1 pseudogene is annotated in these 663 nt (G+C 56.9%); it reads right to left on the bottom strand.

Annotation, left to right across the window (positions count from 1 at the left end):
• Positions 1-511 precede the first annotated feature (511 nt).
• Positions 512-663 (bottom strand): annotated as a pseudogene (locus AB5S05_RS22050) (IS1595 family transposase); the annotation flags it as partial.

Raw genomic sequence — 663 nt, 5'->3', positions numbered from 1 at the left:
CAGCCCGGCGCATTCTACACGGCTTTCGCCGTGCCGCAAGCCCTAAAAACAAGATAACCAATTGATCTACAAGAGGTTTTCCGAAAGGCCTGCGCCGGAAGTGGTGCGCATTATAGGCACCACAAGGTAGCGGTCAAGCTTTTAATTGAAAATCGCCATAGGCCAACCGAAACCATCGCGAGCCCACTACAGCGCTGTCCCTCAATGCCGCGGCAGCTACCGCTGCAAACCACAGGATTCCGAAGTCAGGGCTCACTCATCAACTGTTAGATGCCTCCGAAGCGGCGCGGACAGTGACCAAGCCTACAGCAGAGCGTTCGCAAGAAAAGAACAAGGCGCTTTCGACACGCCTGCCGTCGCTTTACGAACACCAGCAGGAGCCGAACCCAGGCAAGCTAGCGCCATCAGACAGTAATCCTGCAGGCACTGTCAGCAACCGACACACTGAGCTCTCCTTAAATGAGAGTATTTCGCCCCCGCCCTCACGAGGTTCGCTGGGGCTTTTTTTTGGCTATGTCCCAATAGCGTGTTGCGCTGTGCGTCCTACCGCCTCCTGGATGCAGTGAACTGGCCGAATGCTTTGCTGGTAGCGCTCAAGCATGCGGCGCCAGCCCAGGTAATTGGGGAGGTAGCGGGTGGCCACGCCATGAAAGCGGGTCATCC

Source organism: Pseudomonas zhanjiangensis, from assembly GCF_041027545.1.
Taxonomy (GTDB): Bacteria; Pseudomonadota; Gammaproteobacteria; order Pseudomonadales; family Pseudomonadaceae; genus Aquipseudomonas; species Aquipseudomonas zhanjiangensis.
This window is presented reverse-complemented; position numbering and strand designations above follow the sequence as displayed.